This is a genomic window from Serratia sp. CoH_134_PS_4 (assembly GCF_058190535.1).
In genome coordinates this window covers 153,232-170,884 of sequence record NZ_JBXWKI010000003.1, presented here as the reverse complement: position 1 = coordinate 170,884, position 17,653 = coordinate 153,232, and the positions used below count along the sequence as shown (strand labels likewise).

Genomic DNA, 17,653 nt, shown 5'->3' with positions numbered 1-17,653 from the left:
CGCCTTCTCAATGTGACATTTATCACAAAACAACCTAAGGCAATGTTTATTATCAGCGGCAACGGAACGGCACCCATTCTCAATAAATGAAATAACTCTTTATTTCGTTTTGTTCGATGTTACCTAAATCTGATAATAGGAAATGACATGGATAAGAATTATGTAGGTTCTGAAATAGGCCAACTGCGCAGCGTTATGCTTCACCGACCTAATTTAAGTTTAAAGCGATTAACCCCATCAAACTGTCAGGAGTTATTATTCGACGACGTATTGTCCGTCGAACGCGCTGGCGCGGAACACGATATATTTGCGCAAACATTACGTGCACAGAATGTTGAGGTCTTACTGCTGACCGATCTGCTGACCGAAACCATGAGCATTCCCGCCGCCAAGCAGTGGTTGCTGTCGGCGCAGGTCTCTGACTTCCGCCTGGGGCCGTCGCTTGCCGCCGATATTCGCGGCTGGCTGGGCGATTTACCCGACCGCCAATTGGCGCGACATATGACCGGTGGCCTGACCTATGAGGAAGTGCCGGCCAGTTTCAGTAATATGGTGGTCGATACCCATCAGGGTACCGACTTTATTATGAAGCCATTACCTAATCATTTATTTACCCGCGATACCTCATGCTGGATATATAACGGCGTATCGATTAACCCCATGGCCAAACCCGCACGCCAGCGTGAAACAAATAACCTGCGCGCTATCTATAAATGGCACCCGTATTTTGCCAACGGCAATTTCACCACCTATTTTGGCGATGAGGAGCGTAATTACGATCATGCCACACTGGAAGGCGGCGACGTTTTGGTCATTGGTCGTGGTGCCGTATTAATCGGCATGTCGGAGCGTACTACGCCGCAAGGGGTCGAATTCCTGGCACAGGCGCTGTTCAAATCCCATCAGGCTGAGCGGGTCATCGCGCTGGAATTGCCGAAGCACCGTTCCTGCATGCACCTGGACACCGTCATGACTCACATCAATCTGGATACCTTCTCGGTCTACCCGGAAGTGGTGCGTAAAGAAGCGCAGTGCTGGACGTTAACCCCTGACGGCAAAGGGGGTTTGCATCGCCAACAGGAAAAACACTTCCTGACTGCCATTGAACGCGCACTGGGTATCAGCCAGGTGCAGCTCATCACCACTGGCGGCGACAGCTTTGAGGCCGAGCGCGAACAGTGGAATGACGCCAACAACGTTCTCACCATCCGGCCTGGCGTGGTCGTCGGCTACGAACGCAACACCTGGACTAACGAAAAATACGACAAAGCCGGCATCACCGTCCTGCCGATCCCCGGCGATGAGCTGGGACGTGGCCGCGGTGGCGCACGCTGTATGAGCTGCCCGCTGGAACGCGACGCCATCTGACCCCCAACGGAGTAAACATCATGACTAAACCCACAGTGGTGATTGCCCTGGGTGGGAACGCCCTGCTGCGCCGCGGAGAACCGCTTGAAGCGGATATCCAACGCCGTAACGTCCTGCTCGCCAGCCGCCAAATTGCGGCACTGACCGAAAGCTGGAATATCGTGCTGGTGCACGGCAACGGCCCGCAGGTTGGTTTGCTGGCACTGCAAAATAGCGCCTATCCGCAAGTTGCCCCCTACCCGCTGGACGTACTCGGGGCGGAAAGCCAGGGCATGATCGGCTACCTGCTGCTGCAGGCGCTGAAAAACTGCCTGCCAAAACAACAGATCAGCGCCCTGCTAACCCAAGTGGAGGTCGACCCCGACGACAGTGCGTTCGGCAACCCCAGCAAATACATCGGACCGGTCTATGACCAGAAAAGTGCACTGGCGCTGAGCCTGGAGAAAGGCTGGACGATCAAGCCGGACGGGCAATACTTCCGCCGCGTCGTGCCGTCCCCCAAGCCGCTCAACATCATCGAGGCGGACGCGATTAACACCCTGATTGCGCAGGGGCATCTGGTGATCTGCGCCGGTGGGGGCGGCATTCCGGTGTTACGCCGCGACGGCCACCTGGAGGGTATCGAGGCCGTGATCGATAAAGATCTGTCCGCCGCGTTCCTGGCAGAGCAGATCAAAGCCGATGCGCTGCTGATCCTTACCGATGCCGACGCGGTGTATCTCGGCTGGGGTACGCCACAACAACGCGCTCTGGACAAGGCCACGCCAGACGATCTGGCCGGTATCGCCTTCGACGCGGGTTCGATGGGGCCGAAGATCTCGGCCGCCAGCCATTTTGTGCGCTACGCCCAGGGCATCGCCGGCATCGGCGCGCTACAGGATGCCACCCGTATCCTGGCCGGTGAGAAAGGCACGTTAATTACGCCAACGCGTTGAACAGAGAGGAACACGATTATGAGCATTAACTTACGTCACCGTCATTTCCTGAAACTGCTGGATTTCAGCAGCGATGAGATCCAACACCTGATCGATCTGGCCTTCACGCTGAAAAAAGCCAAATACGGCAATGTAGAAAAGCAGCAACTGCGCGGCAAAAACATCGCGCTAATTTTCGAGAAAACCTCCACCCGCACCCGCTGTTCATTTGAAGTCGCGGCGTTCGATCAGGGTGCTCAGGTGACCTATCTCGGCCCAAGCGGTTCGCAGATTGGCCATAAAGAGTCGATGAAAGACACCGCTCGGGTATTGGGCCGCATGTATGACGGCATCGAGTACCGGGGTTTCGGGCAGTCTATCGTAGAAGAGCTGGCCGAGTTTGCCGGGGTGCCGGTATGGAATGGCCTGACCGACGAATTCCACCCGACGCAAATCCTGGCAGACCTGATGACCATGCTGGAGCATGCGCCAGGCAAAAGCCTCGATCAGATCTCGTTCGCCTACCTCGGTGACGCGCGTAACAACATGGGTAACTCGCTGATGGTGGGCGCAGCAAAAATGGGCATGGATATCCGCCTGGTTGCGCCGAAGGCCTTTTGGCCGGACGAAACCTTGCTGGCGCAGTGCGCAGACATCGCCCGCGATACCGGTGCGCATATCACCGTAACCGACCAGGTTGAGGAAGGCGTGAAAGGCGTCGATTTCCTCTATACCGACGTGTGGGTATCAATGGGGGAACCGAAAGAAGCCTGGGCAGAACGTGTCAGCCTGATGCAGCCTTACCAGATCAATGCTGCAGTGCTGAAAGCCACCGGTAACCCGCAGGTTAAATTCATGCACTGTCTGCCGGCCTTCCACAACGAGCAGACCAAAGTAGGCAAGGAAATTGAACTCGCCTATGGCCTGAAAGGGCTGGAAGTCACGGATGACGTGTTCGAGTCGGCCCACTCCATTGTGTTCGATGAAGCGGAAAACCGCATGCACACCATCAAGGCCGTGATGGTCGCCACCCTCGGCGACTGATTGACGACGCGGCGGTATCGTCTGCCGCCGCGTCCTCTCTCCCTCTGAATCATTATTTTCCTGCTGCCCTGCGCAGCTGGAGGAACCCTCATGTCTGAAAAAAAACTGGGGCTGGTAGCCCTGATTGCGCTGGTCATCGGATCCATGGTGGGCGGCGGCGTGTTCAGCTTGCCGCAAAACTTCGCCTCCGTCGCCTCGCCTGGCGCATTGCTGATTGGCTGGCTGATCACCGCGGTGGGGATGATCTGCCTGGCATTAATTTATCAGAACCTAAGCGCCCGCTGCCCGCAGTTGGAGGGCGGTATTTACAGCTACGCTCGCGCGGGATTTGGCGATTTTATTGGCTTCCAATCCGCCTGGGGCTACTGGTTCTCGGCCTGGTTGGGGAACGTCTCTTATGCGGTGCTGCTGTTCAGTGCCCTCAGCTTCTTCTTCCCGGTGTTCGGCCTGGGCAATAACTGGCAATCGATCCTCGGCGCATCCATCGTTTTATGGCTGGTGCACGCGCTGGTACTGCGCGGCGTGCAGGAAGCGGCGATGATCAATACCGTGTTAACGGTGGTCAAAGTGCTGGTGTTGTTGGTGTTTATTGTGGCGGTCGTGATCGCCTTCCGCATCGGCATTTTTACCGCAGATTTCTGGGGCCGCATGATGGTGATCGACGGCAGCCATCCCGCGCTGTTTGATCAGGTCAAAAACACCATGCTGGTCACCACCTGGGTATTTATCGGTATTGAGGGCGCCACGGTCGTCTCCGCCCGCGCCGCCAGGCGCGCTGACATCGGCAAAGCGACGGTGATAGGTCTGCTGGGTTGTCTGGTGATTTATATTCTGGTCAGCGTGTTGTCGATGGGCGTGCTCGATCAGGCAACGTTGAACGGATTAAAAAACCCGTCAATGGCCGGGGTGCTGGAGTCCGTGGTCGGTATCTGGGGGGCACGCTTTGTCGCCGCCGGCGTGATTTTGTCGGTTGCCGGTGCGCTGCTTGCCTGGACGCTGTTCGCCGCAGAGCTGCCGTTTGTCGCAGCCAAAGACGGCATGTTCCCGCAGGTATTCACCAAAACTAACGCCAATGGATCGCCAGCGGTGTCGCTGTGGATCACCAACGGCCTGATACAACTCTTTTTGTTGCTGACATTGGTCTACAGCGCGGGCTATCAGGCGCTGTTCTCCATCGCGACTGCCGCTATCCTCCCCCCTTATTTGTTCAGCGCCGCCTATGGCCTGAAGCTGGCGATCACCGGTGAAAGCTACCAACCGGATGAAACGCGTACCCGCGATCTGATCCTCGGGCTGATAGGCACCGTCTACGGTTTCTGGCTGTGCTATGCCGCCGGTAGCCAGATGCTGCTGACTTCATTGTTGTTTGTCCCTGGTTTGCTGGTCTTCCTCTGGCATCAAAAAAACCAGCATGCAGAGCGGTTATTGAAGGGTTATGAAGCGCTCATTGCCGTTCTTTTGGTCATTGTCGCCCTTATTACCCTTTATATGATTGCGACGGGTCATATCACCCTCGGTTAACCCATCTTCATTGCATTGATTTATATAGAGTTGTCACTCATTTTTAAACCAAGGCAACATAATGGCGAATAAAACAGAAACCCTGTGGGAGAAAGAACAACGGAAACTGGCCCTGTGCCGCAAGCTGGTCGTGAGCCAACGCTATTCATCACAGGAGGAGATCCGCAGTGAAATGATACGAGGGGGTTATACGGGCATCAGCCAGTCGACCGTTTCCCGCCTGCTGAAAGCGCTGGGAGTCATGAAGGTGCAAAATGCCAAAGGGAAAAAGGTCTATTCCCTTAATGCACTGCATCATCCGGCCCCCTGTATCAGCGAACCCCTGTCAGCCATGCTGATTGATGTCGAGCATAACGACAATTTTGTGCTGATCCACATGAATTCCGGCTATGCAAAAGCCATGGCGCGGATCATCGATCTTTGCGCCTGGCCCGCCGTATTGGGTGTTATCGCCAGCAGTAATGTGGTGTGGGTAGCACCGCGTGATACGCGCTATGTCGCGCAGCTGCACCAGCGCCTGAAGGCGCTGTTGGAAAACGTCCCTCTTCTTTAGCCAACCTTCCAAGCCCTCTTCATGAGGGCATTTTGCTAAATGGGTATCGACCCGCCTTTTTCCCTGCTTACTGTTATAACGGGCGCAGCATGCAGCGCCCCTACGCCAGGCACCGATGAAGGTTTTGCCAGCAGTCTCACACCCTCTGCATGAGGGCTTTATTTTCTGTCGCGGTGGGCGGAGGATGGCTCGGCGTCCTATAGTGCTTTTGGACATATCAAATAGCCGATTGACCTTTGTCAGTCGCCGACAAAGATTTTAACGTGGCATCCTGGCGGTGAAAACGCCGTGAAAAACAATGATAACAATGCGTTCCAGACACCGGAGACCACGGTGCATTCAAGGGAAAACATCAATGAAAGCCAAAGTTCTGCCGCTATTCGTCCTCGCAGCCCTGTCTACCCCCGCACTGGCTGCAACCCCACCCAACACGCTCGTGGTGGTGCAATCGCTGGACGATATTGTCAGCCTCGATCCGGCGGAAGCCAACGAATTATCCAGCATCCAGACCGTACCCAGCTTGTATCAGCGGTTGGTACAGGCGGACCGCGATGATCCGGCAAAAGTCGTGCCCGTACTGGCAGAAAGCTGGCAGGGCGATGCCGCAGCGAAAACGCTGACGGTCAAACTGCGCCCGCAGGCGGTGTTCGCCTCCGGCAACCCGCTCACTGCCGACGATGTGATCTTTTCCTACAGCCGCGCCGTGAAGATGAATAAGTCACCGGCGTTTATCCTTAACGTACTCGGCTGGCAACCGGACAACATCGACGCGCAGCTCAAGAAAATCGACGACCACAGTCTGCAACTGAGCTGGACGGCGAACGTAAGCCCGGCGGTGGCGCTGAACATTCTCTCCACGCCGATCGCCTCGATCGTCGACAGCAAGGCGGTGCATCCTAACGCTAAAGACGGTGACTACGGCAACGCCTGGCTAAAAATGCACTCCGCCGGCAGCGGGCCCTTCAAAATGCGCGTCTACCAACCCCATCAGGCCATTGTGCTGGACGCCAACCCGACGTCACCGGGCAGTAAGCCATTGCTGAAAAGCATCATCATTAAAAGCGTGCCGGACTCCGCCACCCGCCGCCTGTTGATCCAGCAAGGTGACGCCGACGTGGCACGTGAGCTTGGCCCAGACCAGACCGTCGCATTAAAGAATCAAGCGGGCGTGAAGGTGCTGGAGATCCCCTCAGCCGAGCAGAACTATCTGGTATTCAATACCGGCAATACCGCTAACCCGTTGCTGAAAAACCCGGCCTTCTGGGAAGCGGCGCGTTACCTCATCGACTATCAGGGCATCACCAAAGATTTACTGAAGGGCCAATATTTTGTTCATCAGAGCTTCCTGCCCGTCGGGCTACCGGGTGCACTGAAAGAGAACCCGTTCAGCTTCGATCCGGCAAAAGCCAAGGCGATCCTGGCCAAGGCCGGTATCACCCATGCCTCGCTGACGCTGGACGTAGAGAACAAACCGCCGTTTATTACCATCGCGCAGGCGTTGCAGGCCAGCTTTGCCGAAGGCGGCGTGAAGGTAGAACTGTTGCCAGCGGCTGGCAGCCAGGTCTATTCACGTGTCAGAGCCAGACAGCATCAAGCCGCGATCCGTTTGTGGATCCCGGATTATTTCGATGCCCACTCCAACGCCAGCGCCTTCGCCTATAACGACGGCAAGACCAGCACGGTCGCAGGCCTCAACGGTTGGCAGATCCCACAGCTGAACCAGCAGACGCTGGCGGCAGTTGCCGAAGCCGATCCGGCCAAACGCACCGCGCTATACACCGCCATGCAGCAGGAACTGCAGCGCAGCTCGCCGTATGTCTTTATCGATCAGGCGAAAACCGAAGTGGTGCTGCGCGATAACGTCAAAGGCTATCAGCAAGGTCTGAACGCCGATATGGTCTACTACGATCGAGTCAGCAAGTAAGCCGCGGCAAAACGCCGGGCCTGATGCCGGGTAACATCCGGCGTTTGGCCCGCGCGATACAGATCCGATCCCAACCCGGCGCCGCTGCAACCGGCAGCCAGATAGTCCGCCAGATTTTCCGGCGTAATGCCGCCAACGGCATACAGCGACGTACCTTTAGGTAATACGCTGGCCAACGCCCCGATGTAGCTCACGCCCAGCACGCTCGCCGGGAAGACTTTCACGGTATCGGCCCCCGCCGCCAGCGCGGCAAACATCTCGCTCGGCGTCATCGCCCCGATGCAGGTCATCAGCCCCGCCGCTTTGGCACGGCGGATCAACCCCGGATCGGTATTGGGCGTCACCATCAGCGACGCGCCGCTGGCGATCAGCGCGTCCAGCTTTTCGTCATCCACCACCGTTCCGGCACCAATCTGTGCACGCCCACCGTAGTGTTGCTGCAGCAGTTGCACGCTTTGGCGCCAGTCGGGCGAGTTGGTCGGCACTTCTATCATGTCAAACCCGGCCTCAAGCAGGGCAGCTGCGTGCTCCAGTACCTCGGGCGGCGTAATACCACGCAAAATAGCCACCAGCGGTAATTTACAAGGCTGCATAAATCCTCCCGAATCCGTTCAACATGGCGACCTGCGCCTCAACAACCACCGCCTTTTGCTCAGCGATGCGACACGCGGCCAGGTAATGCGTCACCAACGGAGTGTCCCCCACCAGCGCTAACAGTTCGCTCTGCGGCCAACGCCGCGCCAGCTGTGCCAATTCGTCACCTATCAGCACACCGGATAACCAGGACGCCACGCTCGCCGCCGGTAGATACCCTAAAATCCGTCGCGAACGCGCGTAGAACAGGCGATTCAACAGGCTGCCTTCCCCACGCAGCGACGCCAGCACGCCGTCGGCGAATGCCTGAGGATCGCTCTCGCCTTCCGGTAGCCCCTGCCCCAACAGGCTATGCTGCAGCAGCAACTGATACATCTCGCCGGTGATGGCGGTCGAGAATTCCGCTATCCACGCCCCCTGCGGCGAAATCGCGGGTTTCACCCACTTGCTGTGCGTGCCGGGGAACAGATAAACGTCCGCCTGCTGGCAAGCCAGCGCCCCCAACAGTTGCACCTCTTCACCGCGCATCACGTTAGCGCGTTCCTCTTCTTGCAACGCCAACCCTGGGCGCAGCCACACCGCGCTTCGCAACGAGGAGGGCACCGCAATGCAACCGGCGGCGATCGCCGTTACCGGCAGTGGCAGCTTTTGATAACCGCTGTCCAACCAGCCGCGATCGCTGCCGATCATGCCGGCCATCAGCACCGGAATTTGTCGCGCCTCGATCCAGGCCCGCCAGGGGGCCAGCAGCGCCATCAATACCTGGTCGTGGCTGCCCGGTTCAATGAACTTCACCCCCTGCGCCGTCTGCTGGTGCGCGACGCATTCACCGTTCTCTATCCGCCAGGCGCGCAGGTGGCTGGAGCCCCAGTCAATGGCGATATAATTTGCTGTCATGTTGCTTTCCTGGCCTTAAACGTTGCGGTTAGCGGTGGCATTTTTACCCAGCGGTACCTTGACCGTTGGGCGGCTCTCCCGCTCGCGGGTGATCATGTCCAGCGCCTGTTCGCGGCTCATTTTGTTGGCCGGTGTCACCAGCGTGACCACCACCGCCCCGATCAGGCTGAACAGCACCGACGGGAAACAAGGATTGCCCCAGAACGCCAGCCAGTGGCTGTTCATCAACACGGCCATCGAGGTTGCCGCCCCGGCGATCAGCGCCGCCAGTGCGCCCTGCCAGTTAAAGCGGGTCCAGAATCGGCCCAGAATCGAGCAAATAAACAGGCCGGACATGATCATCGAGATCATCTTGGTGATGTAGCTGATGATGTCGTTGGAGGTCAGGGCAAACACCAGCGCCAGCGCAATCACCAGCACCAGGAAGATCCGCGACAGCCGAATCGCCTTGTCTTCCGCCGGCATATGCCCGGTAAACAGCGTGTAGAGGTCGCGCAGGATAATCGACACCCCGGCGATGGCGTCCGAGCTGCCTGAAGACATGTTCGCCGACATACCGGCCACCAGGATCACCATCGCCACCGCGTGCGGCAGCACCTGGGTGCCGTACAGGAAGGCAAAGCCGCTGTTTTCCAGATTGGGATCCATGGTCCACACCGCCATGCCGATGATTGCCGGCAGGAAGGAGAAGAACAGGTAAAGCACGCCGGTAATAGTGAATGACTGACGCACCGAGGAGACGGTTTTGGCCGAGTAAATCCGTTGACGGTAAGAGGGCGTCGCCAATACGCCGACGGCGATCACCAGTGCCAACGAGAACGCCGGCAGCATGCCCAGTTTATCGATGGCAAACAGGCTTTGCGCCGCCGGATCCACCGCGTGCTGGATGCTTGACCAGCCGCCGACGTGCTGCACCGCCAACACCGCCATCAAAATAAAGCCGAGGAATAACACAATAGATTGCACCGTGTCGATCCACACCACCGCAGAATAACCGCCAATTCCGACATACACCACAAAGGCCAGGGCAATAATCACTTTAGCCACATTAATATCAATGCCGCTGGCCCAGGCCAAATATAAACCGCCCCCTAAAATATGCGCACCCAGCCAACCAATAGACGCAATGAATATTAATAGGGCAACGACGTTTTTAATTATTTTACTGCCGCCGGTATAATAAGATATCTCTTCGCTCATGGTCATAAAACGCATTTTCCTGACCGGTGCAAACAGCCACGCCACCAAGAGTATTCCCACCGCGCCGCCAATACCGTACAGCATGCCGGCCCATCCGTTGGCGTAGCCAAAGCCCACCGCACCTACGCTGGAGCCGGTGCCGACCATAGTGCCCACCGTCGAACCGAGCGTCAGGATCATCGGCAGGGAACGACCGCCCAATAAAAAGTCATCGCCGTTTTTTTGATTGCGTGAAACGTACCAGCCAAGCGTAATCATGGCCAGGGCATATAGAGAAAACCAGATAAGGAAGGATAAATTATTCATGTCTCACATCCAGTTAGTGTTGGGTAGCAGTAAAATAAGAAAAAATAAAATAGCGTTACGCCGCCCGAATTAAATCAGGCGTTTATTATTAAGGGTGGTTTAACCACCCTATACAGTTTTATATTTTAGAAAGGACTTATCGGGTAATACGTGCTGCGTTATAACAGGTAATATCAACTTCGACTTTGCAATCCACCACCAGATCGGCAACCGCACAGATACGTGCCGGTGGGTGAGCGGCAAAAAATTCACGGAACACTTTATTGAATGACTGGAAATAACGCGCATCGGTCAGAATGACCTTCACATGCACCACATCTTCGAGGCCGTATCCCGCTTCTGCCATAATATCCAGACAGTTTTGGATCGCCAGGCGGGACTGCTCAATAATCCCCCCCTCCACCACTTCGCCGTCTTTCATCGGCGTTTGGCCAGAAATGTACAACCAGCCGCCGGCTTCTACCGCGCGGGAAAACGGCAAGTGTTGCCCGCCGGTTCCGGTGCCACCGTCAATGCCATATCTTTTAATCGTCATGCCTTGCTCCTGTCTATTTTGTTGCCCTGGCGGCACAAAAACCGCCCGGCGCGCAGGCCGGTCACGGCCTGATGTTCGTAACTCAGTACGCCATTCACCCACACCGCGTCGATTCCGGCAGCGGGTTGCCGAGGGTTGCTGAACGTCGCGCTGTCTTTCACTTTTAACGCATCAAACAATACCAGATCGGCGTAATACCCTGTTTTGATCAGCCCACGCTGCGGCAACTGATAACGCGCCGCGGACATGCCACTCATTTTGTGCACCGCCACGGTCAGGGGGAATAACCCTTCGTCACGGCTGTAATGGCCAAGTACCCGCGGGAACGCGCCCCACAAGCGCGGATGTGGCATAGGATCGTTCGGCAGGCCATCCGAGCCCACCATGGTCACCGGGTAGCTCAACACGCGGCGCACATCCTGTTCGTCCATGTTGTAGTAAATCGCGCCCGCCGGCATCAACTGCTTGCCGACATCATGCAGGCTCATCGACCAGGTACCGGCGATATCCCGCAATGATTGCCCCGCTATCTCCGGGTGTGGCTCTGACCAGGTAATGACAATATCGAATTCATCGGTGATCTGCTTTAAGTCCAGTGTGGACGAGCTGGCGGAATAGGGGTAGCAATCGCAGGAGACATCCTGCGTCTGGCGCACCTTGTCGAACAGCTTTAGCGTTTCCTGCGTACGGCCCCAGTTTTTGGCCCCGGCGCATTTATGGTGCGAAATCACCACCGGCACTCGGCCATGGCGCCCAATGTGGAATGCTTCCTCCATTGCGTCGAGTATGGGTTCAAACTCCGAACGCAGGTGGGTGGTATAAATGCCCTGCTCGCCCGCCAGTTCTTCCGCCAGCGCCATCACCTCTTCCGTGGGTGCCGAGAACGCCGTGGCGTAGGCCAGGCCGGTGCTCAGACCCAAGGCGCCCTGCTGCAACGCGGTGCGCAGTTGCTCGCGCATCGCGGCGATCTCTTCGGCACTGGCCGGGCGGAACAGGTCATCCATCTGATTGCTGCGCAGCGTCGTATGCCCAATCAGCGTCGCCACATTTACCGCTGGCGTCACCGCCTCGACCTGCTGACGGTAGGCGGCAATCGTCGGATAAACGAAGTGCGCTTTTTCGCCCAGCAAGCTCATCGGGTCAGGTACGCTGGTTTTGATTACCGCCCCGGCAGCGCTGATGCCGCAGTTGCCGACAATCACCGTGGTCACGCCCTGCGAAATCTTCGGCAGCATCTCGGGCATGCGGATCACATTGGTGTCATCGTGGGTATGCACGTCAATAAATCCCGGAGACAACACCCGGCCTTGCCCGTCGATCACCACCTCGGCGTCGGCGTCGAGGGCAGGCGCAATCGCCGCTATCCGATCGTCTTTTACCGCCACATCGGCGCGATATTGTGGCCCGCCGCTGCCGTCGATCACCGTGACATTTTTAATCAGATACTGATACCGCATGAATCATCATCCTTCCGTTAGTGTCTTGGCTCACCGACTCAGTCCCCCAGCGGCTGGCGATCTGCCCCTCCGCGGTGGCTGTCCAGCGCCAGCTTGATGCGACGCAGCCGGTCACGAGACTGGCGCTTGTTCGCCATGGCCAGCGCCGTCGCCAGCACATCGACCATCGCCAACATGGCATAGCGCGACGTGCTGGGTTTGTAGATGTAATCATTTTCCCGCACCACCAGCGCCAGCAACACATCAGCCTGCGCCGCCAGCGGCGTTCCTGCAGGGGTAATCGCCACCACTTTGGCCCCGTACTGGCGCGCAATGGCTGCGCTTTCGACCATTTCCTGCGTGTAGCCGCCCAATGACAACGCCACAACCACATCTTGCTTCGTCACCGCCGCCGCCATCATCCGCACCAGCAGACCGTCGCTTTGCGCGGTCACCGGTAAACCAAGGCGGAACAGACGATGCTGGACCTCCGCTGCGCAAATGGTTGAACCGCCTCCCATGCCTAGCGCCAGAATGTGTCGCGCATCGCCTAACCACCCCACCGCCTTGGCCAGCGCAGGCTCATCAATCGTCCGACGATTAATATTCAGGACATTGATGATGGTTTCATAAATCCCCTGGATCCCTTCAAGATCAGGCTCCTCATGAATGAACCGCTGCCCCACCGCCAACGACTGCGCCAGTTTGACCTTAAGATCGCGTACGTCTCGACACCCCAAGGTTTTGGCAAAACGCGTGATCGACGCCTGACTGACGCCGGCCTGTCGGGCCAGTTCGGCAATCGGCAACGCGGTCACCGCCTCTGCATCGTCCAGAATGAATTGCGCGATGCGTTTTTCGGTGCTGCTCAGCTCAATAAAACGCTCTGTAATACGCGAGATAATGTCGATATCAACACCCATCGCTTCACCTCATAGTGGTTAAATTTTGTCATTTACAATGCAAGAAAACAGTGGAAGACTACACAAAAAACAGTTCCAAAAATGATACTTTGTACCCTAATATCGATAATAAATATTAAAAATACAGTTAAATCAAAGCAATTAATCAAGATACCTAATTTCAAAAAGATAGAACACCCAAAGGATAATGTTATGAAATACCAAAACGATTTCACCGTTACCCACAAAGCCGCCGTGATGCGCAGTGACCCGACTGCGCCAGCGAACCTGCTGAATGAAGATGTCTGCCTGCCGGCCGCCGTGATTAAGCTCAGCAGCCTGGAAAACAATATCGCCTGGATGCAACACTATGCCGACGCCCGCGGCGTCTCGCTGGCGCCGCACGGGAAAACCACCATGACACCCTGGATCTTCCAGCGCCAGGTGGCTCAGGGCGCCTGGGCCGTTGGCGTCGGTTCCGCCTGGCAGGCAAAGGTAGCGATGGAAGCCGGTGTGCCACGGGTGCTGATGGCTAACCAATTGGTTGGCAAGGCCAACATGCGCTTGATAGCCGAACTGAAAGCGCAGCATCCCGCGACAATGTTCTTTTGCTGCGTCGACAGCCTAAGCAATGCACAAAGCCTCTCGGCATTTTTCAGCCAGCAGGGGCAAACGCTGGATGTTCTGTTGGAATTGGGCGTCCCTGGCGGCCGCTGCGGTTGCCGCAACGTGGCGCAAGCGGAGCAACTGGCGCAGGAGATAGCCAGGCTGCCGGGATTACGTCTGCACGGTATCGAGCTGTATGAAGGCGTGATGCACGGCGACGATGCCCAGCGCAAAATCGAACAGTTTCTGCGTGACGCTGCCGGCTTGCTGCGTGAACTGCACCAACAAGGTGTATTTGGCGGTGAAGAAGCGATCCTCACCGGGGCCGGTTCTTCCTGGTATGACGTGGTCTGTAGCGTCTGGAGCCAAGAGACGCTGCCGGCAAACTGCCGTCTGGTGATTCGCCCCGGCTGTTACATCACCCACGATCGGGGGATTTACCAAGACGCGCAAAATGCCGTGTTAGCCCGTGACAGCTACGCCTGCGACCTGGCAGGAGAGTTAACCTCAGCGCTGGAACTGATTGCGCTGGTCCAGTCTGTACCGGAACCCGGCAGGATTATCGTCAATTTCGGCAAACGGGATGCGGCCTTCGACGCCGGCTTGCCACAGCCGATCGCCCATTACCGCAGCGGTGTTCAGCAACAAAGCGACGTCCAACGCCTGACAACCCAGGGGATTATGGATCAGCACGCCATGCTGAGCTGTCCGGCAACGTTCCCGGTACAGGTCGGTGATATTCTGGTGTTCGCCACATCGCACCCGTGCCTGACCTTCGATAAATGGAAAACGCTATTTTTGATTGATGATGATTACAATGTCATCGAAACCATAGAGACGTTTTTCTGATAATGGAAAAGGATATCTGATGAATAACCTGCCCACCGACAGTCTCTTGTCGGTGCAGAATCTCTCCCTGGCAAGTCCAGGGAAGCCACCGCGGATTCATGGCGTCACCTTTGCCCTTCAGCAAGATGAATCCGTCACCATTATCGGCCCAAACGGCAGTGGAAAATCCACGTTATTACGGCTGCTTACCGGTGAGCTAAAACCGAGTGGCGGTGAAATATGCTTTCAGGGAACGCCCTTAGCCACCATCAAGCCGCATCAACGTGCCCGTTCTATCGCTTTGCTTAGCCAGCACGATAATGCCGATTTACGGCTTAAGGTTAACGAGTATGTGGCCCTGGGTCGGTTGCCCTGGCAGGCCGATAGCCTGCCATCTGAGCATCTACGCATTGTGGCAAAAGCGATGGATGACGTGGGCCTCCACTCCCTGCAACATGTGCCGTTGGGCAATCTTTCGGGTGGCGAACGCCAGCGTGCCGGATTCGCCCGGGTATTGGCGCAGCAGCCGATGCTGCTCTTACTCGATGAACCCACCAACCATCTCGATCCGCTAGCCCGCCACCAACTGCTGTCGCTGATTCATAAAAAAAAGATAGCCACGTTAAAAGTGCTGCATGATCTGGAGTTGGTACAGCCCTTTTCAGACCAGGTCATCATGATGAATCAAGGGAAAATCGTTTGCCATGGCAGCCCTGATGCCGTGCTGGAGTCGGTGCACCTGCAACAGGTGTTTGGGATGAAATCCCTGCAAGCCCGCCATCCTGAAACCGGCAAAGCCCTGCGCTTCTTCGAGGCATTGCCGACATAAACCCGCTCAAATCCCAACAATCGACGGTTGTTTGATCTAACTACATTTGTCATATGAATTATTCAGGTATGTTGCCCCCGTATCCAACGAGCCGGGTTACTGACTTCGGTTTTTGAATCTGGAGTCGATGTGAAAAAGTTAACCCTCGCCACATTACTGGCATTAACTGCAGGAAGCGCCGGCGCTTCTGGTTTCCCTGTCACGGTGGACAACTGTGGTCAGCCACTGACCTTTACCCAAGCCCCACAGCGCGCCGTTATTCAAGACATTAATATGTCGCAAATGGCGTTTGCCCTGCGGCTGCAGCCGGCGATGGTTGGCGTGACGGGGATCTCCGGCTGGTATAAAAATATCCCTGAATTCACGCAACAGCAGGGGGCGATCCCTGAACTGGCGCCGAAATACCCAACGTTCGAAAACCTGCTCGCCGTGAGTCCTGACCTGTTCTTTGCAGGCTGGAATTATGGTCTGCGTGGTGACGTTACCCCGCAAGCGCTGGCAAAATTCAATGTCAAAACGCTGGTGCTGAGTGAAAGCTGCATCCACGTCGACAAGCATCGCCCACGCGCCAGTATGGATTTGTTATACGGAGACATCATTAGACTCGGTAAAGTATTTGGTAAACAGGAAGATGCGGAAACACTGGTCAATGGCTGGCAGAAACAGGTGGAAGGTATCCATCGCAAAATTGCGACTCAAAAACCGATAAAGGTGTTTCTTTATGATTCCGGTGAAGAAAAGCCCTATACCAGTGGGCCTTACGCCATGCCGACGGCAATTATTGAAGCCGCTGGGGCAAAGAATGTGATGGAAGCCCTGAACACCAGTTGGACGACCACCAATTGGGAAAGTGTCGCGGCGATGGAACCTGAATTTATCATTCTGGTGGATTACCAATCAGAGGCTTCCAGCGATACCGACGCACGGCAGCTTTTCCTTGAACAACATCCCCTGATGAAAAAAACACTGGCGGTTATTCACCACCGTTATTTGAAATTAAAATATCAGGAACTGACGCCGGGGCCGGCCAATATTGAAGCCATCCATAAACTGGCTCACGCTCTTTATCCCGCCGCCTTCAGCTAATGTCGGAAAAAAACCGTTTTAGGCTGGCATGGGCAGTCGCCCCACTGCTATTGGCAGGGCTCATCCTCGGCAATATCGTGCAAGGCAGTGTGCCACTCTCTTTTTCTCAGGTGATGACCGCGCTGGGTATCGCCCAGGGTGATGTGCCGCCAATGATTAAAAGCATTGTGCTGGAACTGCGTTTGCCACGAACGCTGCTGGGTTTACTGGCAGGAGCCGGATTGGCACTGGTCGGCGCACTCTTGCAAACCACCACCCGCAACGATCTGGCCGATCCTTTTCTGTTCGGCCTTTCCTCGGGCGCCTCTGCCGGCGTGGTGCTGGTGATTACCCGTCTCGGTAATAGCCTGGGGGCGTGGGCTTTACCCGTTTCCTCTTTTGTTGGCGGAATACTCTCCGCCGCGGTCGTGATGCTTATTTTTATGACCCAATCGCAGAAAGGCACCGAGAAACTGATCATCTGCGGCCTGGCGGTCTCTTTTTTATTCGGGGCCTTCACCAATTATCTGGTTTTTTCCGGCGATCAACGAACAGCCGGCAGCGTACTCTTCTGGACACTGGGCGGGCTGGGTCTGGCCCGTTGGGATAATTTGATTTTTGCCTTGATCGCGCTGCTGTTACTGGTGGTATTGATTACATTACGCTGGCGATCGCTGGATGCTTTACTGGCGGGTGAACAGACTGCCGGCACGCTGGGCATCAACACCAGCCGATTACGCATGGAAGTCTTTCTGTGTTGTTCGCTGGCGACCGCGTTACTGGTGGCATTAACCGGAGTGATTGGGTTTGTCGGCTTAATGGTTCCCCATCTGGCACGCCCCTTTACCGGCGTACGTCACCGGCGCCTGCTGCCGTTGGTTGGCGTCATGGGAGCAATGTTACTCTCTGCCGGCGATCTGCTAAGCCGCGTCATTGCCGCGCCCCAAGAACTGCCCATCGGGATTATTACTGCCGGTCTTGGCGGGATTTTCGTGCTGGTTATTTTACTGCGGCGCACTCACTGATCCTTGATTTACAGGGCAGGTTCCTAAAAGCAACCAGCCAATCGATTGCGAAATGGCAAAAAATCGGCGTTTTAGCGCTTGCAGTGTCCAAAAGCGCGAGTATAAT

At 56.3% G+C, this 17,653-nt stretch carries 16 protein-coding genes; 10 read left to right on the top strand and 6 right to left on the bottom strand.

Translation table 11 applies throughout. From position 1 onward, the window contains the following. The first annotated feature begins 147 nt into the window (after positions 1-147). From arcA to AC2FCQ_RS07770, 6 genes are all read left to right on the top strand, one after another. Positions 148-1,368, top strand: a complete 1,221-nt coding sequence (gene arcA / locus AC2FCQ_RS07795) for an arginine deiminase (RefSeq protein WP_209634502.1) — start codon at positions 148-150, stop codon at positions 1,366-1,368. 17 nt (positions 1,369-1,385) lie between these two features. Next, positions 1,386-2,303 (top strand): carbamate kinase, encoded by a 918-nt coding sequence (locus AC2FCQ_RS07790; protein ID WP_490308038.1) that lies wholly within the window; start codon positions 1,386-1,388, stop codon positions 2,301-2,303. Positions 2,304-2,321: 18 nt separating this feature from the next. Then, positions 2,322-3,326, top strand: a complete 1,005-nt coding sequence (gene argF / locus AC2FCQ_RS07785) for an ornithine carbamoyltransferase (protein WP_490307988.1) — start codon at positions 2,322-2,324, stop codon at positions 3,324-3,326. Positions 3,327-3,416: 90 nt separating this feature from the next. Continuing rightward, positions 3,417-4,847 carry an arginine-ornithine antiporter gene (gene arcD / locus AC2FCQ_RS07780; RefSeq protein WP_490307987.1) on the top strand — a complete coding sequence of 477 codons (1,431 nt, stop codon included), beginning with the start codon at positions 3,417-3,419 and terminating at the stop codon, positions 4,845-4,847. A 61-nt stretch (positions 4,848-4,908) separates the two neighbouring features. Continuing rightward, positions 4,909-5,400, top strand: coding sequence for an arginine repressor (locus AC2FCQ_RS07775; protein WP_209634494.1), 492 nt, complete (start codon positions 4,909-4,911; stop codon positions 5,398-5,400). 355 nt (positions 5,401-5,755) lie between these two features. Then, positions 5,756-7,324 carry an ABC transporter substrate-binding protein gene (locus tag AC2FCQ_RS07770; RefSeq protein WP_490307986.1) on the top strand — a complete coding sequence of 523 codons (1,569 nt, stop codon included), beginning with the start codon at positions 5,756-5,758 and terminating at the stop codon, positions 7,322-7,324. Here AC2FCQ_RS07770 and AC2FCQ_RS07765 read toward each other — a convergent pair. The 6 genes from AC2FCQ_RS07765 to AC2FCQ_RS07740 form a co-directional block, all read right to left on the bottom strand. After that, positions 7,303-7,917: a 2-dehydro-3-deoxy-6-phosphogalactonate aldolase gene (locus tag AC2FCQ_RS07765; protein WP_209634490.1), complete on the bottom strand. Its 615-nt coding sequence runs from the start codon at positions 7,915-7,917 to the stop codon at positions 7,303-7,305. The genes AC2FCQ_RS07770 and AC2FCQ_RS07765 overlap by 22 nt on opposite strands. After that, a complete protein-coding gene (locus AC2FCQ_RS07760; RefSeq protein ID WP_490307985.1) occupies positions 7,904-8,815 on the bottom strand; it encodes a 2-dehydro-3-deoxygalactonokinase in 912 nt (303 codons plus the stop codon). The genes AC2FCQ_RS07765 and AC2FCQ_RS07760 overlap by 14 nt, the downstream gene beginning before the upstream one ends. Before the next feature lie 15 nt (positions 8,816-8,830). Next, entirely contained in the window at positions 8,831-10,321 is a 1,491-nt protein-coding gene (locus AC2FCQ_RS07755) for a sodium:solute symporter family protein (protein ID WP_490307984.1), read from the bottom strand. 136 nt (positions 10,322-10,457) lie between these two features. Beyond that, complete coding sequence (locus AC2FCQ_RS07750) at positions 10,458-10,856, bottom strand: RidA family protein (protein WP_209634482.1); 399 nt, start codon at positions 10,854-10,856, stop codon at positions 10,458-10,460. Beyond that, entirely contained in the window at positions 10,853-12,313 is a 1,461-nt protein-coding gene (locus AC2FCQ_RS07745; RefSeq protein ID WP_490307983.1) for an N-acyl-D-amino-acid deacylase family protein, read from the bottom strand. Before AC2FCQ_RS07745 ends, AC2FCQ_RS07750 begins: the two co-directional genes overlap by 4 nt. Before the next feature lie 38 nt (positions 12,314-12,351). After that, positions 12,352-13,215 carry a MurR/RpiR family transcriptional regulator gene (locus AC2FCQ_RS07740; RefSeq protein ID WP_209634476.1) on the bottom strand — a complete coding sequence of 288 codons (864 nt, stop codon included), beginning with the start codon at positions 13,213-13,215 and terminating at the stop codon, positions 12,352-12,354. 192 nt (positions 13,216-13,407) lie between these two features. Between AC2FCQ_RS07740 and AC2FCQ_RS07735 the strand changes: the two genes are divergently transcribed. From AC2FCQ_RS07735 to AC2FCQ_RS07720, 4 genes are all read left to right on the top strand, one after another. Then, positions 13,408-14,649: an amino acid deaminase gene (locus tag AC2FCQ_RS07735; protein ID WP_490307982.1), complete on the top strand. Its 1,242-nt coding sequence runs from the start codon at positions 13,408-13,410 to the stop codon at positions 14,647-14,649. A 19-nt stretch (positions 14,650-14,668) separates the two neighbouring features. Continuing rightward, complete coding sequence (locus AC2FCQ_RS07730; RefSeq protein WP_490307981.1) at positions 14,669-15,457, top strand: ABC transporter ATP-binding protein; 789 nt, start codon at positions 14,669-14,671, stop codon at positions 15,455-15,457. Positions 15,458-15,586: 129 nt separating this feature from the next. Beyond that, the gene (locus AC2FCQ_RS07725; RefSeq protein ID WP_490307980.1) at positions 15,587-16,543 is read left to right on the top strand and encodes an ABC transporter substrate-binding protein; all 957 of its coding nucleotides are present in this window, start codon (positions 15,587-15,589) and stop codon (positions 16,541-16,543) included. Then, positions 16,543-17,547, top strand: a complete 1,005-nt coding sequence (locus tag AC2FCQ_RS07720; RefSeq protein ID WP_490307979.1) for a FecCD family ABC transporter permease — start codon at positions 16,543-16,545, stop codon at positions 17,545-17,547. Before AC2FCQ_RS07725 ends, AC2FCQ_RS07720 begins: the two co-directional genes overlap by 1 nt. Positions 17,548-17,653 lie beyond the last annotated feature (106 nt).

Coding starts and splice junctions, on each gene's coding strand:
- AC2FCQ_RS07770 (WP_490307986.1), top strand. CDS start 5,756: ATGAAAGCCAAAGTTCTGCCGCTATTCGTCCTCGCAGCCCTGTCTACC.
- AC2FCQ_RS07755 (WP_490307984.1), bottom strand. CDS start 10,321: ATGAATAATTTATCCTTCCTTATCTGGTTTTCTCTATATGCCCTGGCC.
- arcA (WP_209634502.1), top strand. CDS start 148: ATGGATAAGAATTATGTAGGTTCTGAAATAGGCCAACTGCGCAGCGTT.
- AC2FCQ_RS07760 (WP_490307985.1), bottom strand. CDS start 8,815: ATGACAGCAAATTATATCGCCATTGACTGGGGCTCCAGCCACCTGCGC.
- argF (WP_490307988.1), top strand. CDS start 2,322: ATGAGCATTAACTTACGTCACCGTCATTTCCTGAAACTGCTGGATTTC.
- AC2FCQ_RS07745 (WP_490307983.1), bottom strand. CDS start 12,313: ATGCGGTATCAGTATCTGATTAAAAATGTCACGGTGATCGACGGCAGC.
- AC2FCQ_RS07735 (WP_490307982.1), top strand. CDS start 13,408: ATGAAATACCAAAACGATTTCACCGTTACCCACAAAGCCGCCGTGATG.
- AC2FCQ_RS07740 (WP_209634476.1), bottom strand. CDS start 13,215: ATGGGTGTTGATATCGACATTATCTCGCGTATTACAGAGCGTTTTATT.
- AC2FCQ_RS07750 (WP_209634482.1), bottom strand. CDS start 10,856: ATGACGATTAAAAGATATGGCATTGACGGTGGCACCGGAACCGGCGGG.
- AC2FCQ_RS07775 (WP_209634494.1), top strand. CDS start 4,909: ATGGCGAATAAAACAGAAACCCTGTGGGAGAAAGAACAACGGAAACTG.
- AC2FCQ_RS07730 (WP_490307981.1), top strand. CDS start 14,669: ATGAATAACCTGCCCACCGACAGTCTCTTGTCGGTGCAGAATCTCTCC.
- arcD (WP_490307987.1), top strand. CDS start 3,417: ATGTCTGAAAAAAAACTGGGGCTGGTAGCCCTGATTGCGCTGGTCATC.
- AC2FCQ_RS07765 (WP_209634490.1), bottom strand. CDS start 7,917: ATGCAGCCTTGTAAATTACCGCTGGTGGCTATTTTGCGTGGTATTACG.
- AC2FCQ_RS07720 (WP_490307979.1), top strand. CDS start 16,543: ATGTCGGAAAAAAACCGTTTTAGGCTGGCATGGGCAGTCGCCCCACTG.